Below are 2337 nucleotides of genomic sequence, written 5' to 3'. Positions count from 1 at the left end.
TAGATCACCGGGGCGTGCGCCAGTGCCTGGTAGCCGTTGTCCTGCGGCGTGACGGTGCGGAAGGTCAGATCGGTCAGGCGCGCCGTGGCGGCGTTGCGGGGCGACCGGTCCGCGGCGAACAGCGTCCGCAGGGTGTGCCTGCCGGCGGCCAGGTGACCCAGCGCGAGGCTACGCTTGATCGGGAAGGACGTGGGGATCACGAGATCGGTGGCGTAGGCGGTGTCGACGTAGAGCGACAGCACCGCGGACTCGCCGCCCGGGGAGCCCCAGGAGACCCCTGGGGCGGTGGTGGTGACGTCCAGGAGCACCTCGCCGTCGGCCTCGGTGCGGAAGGGGATCGACGAGTCCTGCCCCCGATTGAGGACGATCTCCGCGGGTGGAGCCGGTGCCTTGTCCCCGGAACCGCACGCCGTGAGCCCCACCGCCAGCACGGTGGCGGCCAGGCCGGCGCCGAGCGTCTGACGCAGTCCCCTTGACACCCGCGTTCCCTCCTAGAATCCGGGATCGCAGCCGCGGCCCGTTCCGCGCTCCCCCGATCCCCATACATCCTGACATCCTGCTCTTTACGGCATTGTCGGCGTGCATCGGTCCGGGTTGGGCTGCGGACAGCCCGCCGGTCGGCCGTGCGGGTGTCATGACGTACCCGCCACCGCTGGGCCGCGGAAACCCCTAGTGATCTCCATGGCGGATAACGTCGCGACGGAGAGGCCGGTGGGACAGCTGGGGGCGGGCCACCGAGGCGGCCGCGCGTCGGCCGGCCTCCGGGGCGGAGGAACGATCGGGAGTCGGCGTGCGCAAGTTCGTCATCATGGGCGTGCAGGGCAGCGGCAAGGGAACCCAGGCGACGATGATGGCCCGGGACTTCGACCTGGTCCACATCAACGTCGGCGACGTCTTCCGCTGGAACGTGCAGAACCACACCAAACTCGGTGCCCAGGTCAAACGCATCGTGGCGGCCGGTCACCTGGTCGGGGACGACCTCGTCGAGTCGGTGGTGCGCTCCCGGCTGGCCGAGCACGACTGGAACTACGGGTTCATCATCGACGGGTTCCCGCGCAACGCCCGGCAGGCCGAGTTCTTCCTGGAGAGCTACGACATCGACGGGGTCATCTACCTCGACCTCCCCGACGACGAGGTCTATCGGCGGGTGCTCGCCCGCCGGTTCTGCTCACGGTGCGGCCTGGACTACAACCTGATCGCCAGTAGGCCGCAGGTGCCGGACACCTGCGACGTGTGCGGAGCGCCGCTGCTGACCCGGGCCGACGACAACCCGCAGGCACTTGCCGTCCGCCTGCGGGAGTACCACGAGAAGACCCGACCGGTCATGGAGATCTTCCAGCGTAAGGAGTTCGTGGCCGTCGTGGACGCCCGGCACCCGCCGCGCGAGGTGCAGGCGGAGATCCGCCGGCATTTCGATCTTCCACAGCTCGATCGCTCGCAGCTCGATTTTCCGCAACGGCCGGTCGTGCCCGGGTGAGCCCGGCCGTGATCCCCCGGGGGGACTACCGCTTGGTGAACACCACGGCGACGCCGTCGGTATTGCCGATCCCCGCGGCCCCGATACTCCCGTTGACGCCGTGCCCGTTGAACTGGATGGCTCTGGCGACCCCCGGAATCCCCACATCCGTTGTGATCTTGTAGCCGGCGCCAGGCAGGGTCTGCCGGTAGAAGGTGGCCACCCGGTCGCTGGACACCCCGCCCAGCGTCACCGTCGACGTCTTCCCGGTGGTCGTACCGACCTTCACGGTGGCCCCGGGCGGCACCGGGAAATCGGGGGGGACATTCGTGCCACGCAGGGCATCCGCGCCGCTGACGGCGTCGATCCTTCCCACCCCCGGCAGCGAGGTCGGCAGCGCGGTGGGCAGCCCGCTCGGCAGCGAGGTCGGCAGGGTTGGTGTGCTGACGGAGGGCGGCACGCTGATGTCGTCGGACCCCCCGCAACCGGCGGTCAGCGCGACCATTCCCGCGAGGACCAGCCCCGGAAGCAGCGTCATGGTTCGGCCGGACCGGATCCCTCGGCGTGGTTCGTCGAGGGTGAGGTTCTCCCGCACGGCTGGTCCTCCCGCTCGGTCCGACCGGCGGTCCCGCGGGCGGACGGTAGATCATCACTGTGGATCTGTCCAGGTGTCTGATTCCCGGATCTTTCGGATCCATGCCGTCGACCTTAGTCGCGGACGGTGCACGCCGCGTGGCGGTGTCGGCTCGGCGTCATTGCCCGCGTGGGGGTGGCCCGCGTGGGGGCGGCCCGCGTGAGTGGAGGTGGCTCCCGTGGGGATGCGTCGGCGCGTCGCCACCCGGGGGAGCACACCTGAGCTTCACGTTGGGCCGGGGCCGGGG

General features: G+C 70.3%; 2 protein-coding genes and 1 pseudogene. 1 reads left to right on the top strand and 2 read right to left on the bottom strand.

Annotated elements, in window-relative coordinates; all coding sequences use genetic code 11:
• Positions 1 to 479 (bottom strand): annotated as a pseudogene (locus AC08ON_RS16635) (hypothetical protein); the annotation flags it as partial.
• A 311-nt stretch (positions 480 to 790) separates the two neighbouring features.
• Here AC08ON_RS16635 and AC08ON_RS16630 point away from each other — a divergent pair.
• Entirely contained in the window at positions 791 to 1477 is a 687-nt protein-coding gene (locus AC08ON_RS16630) for an adenylate kinase family protein (protein ID WP_476608419.1), read from the top strand.
• A gap of 25 nt (positions 1478 to 1502) precedes the next feature.
• Here AC08ON_RS16630 and AC08ON_RS16625 read toward each other — a convergent pair whose 3' ends face one another.
• Positions 1503 to 2051: a hypothetical protein gene (locus AC08ON_RS16625; RefSeq protein WP_476608418.1), complete on the bottom strand. Its 549-nt coding sequence runs from the start codon at positions 2049 to 2051 to the stop codon at positions 1503 to 1505.
• Positions 2052 to 2337 lie beyond the last annotated feature (286 nt).

This window comes from Frankia sp. CoWAU3, assembly GCF_977971855.1.
The sequence above is the reverse complement of the archived record's forward strand: the minus strand, read 5'-3'. Positions and strand labels throughout refer to the sequence as shown.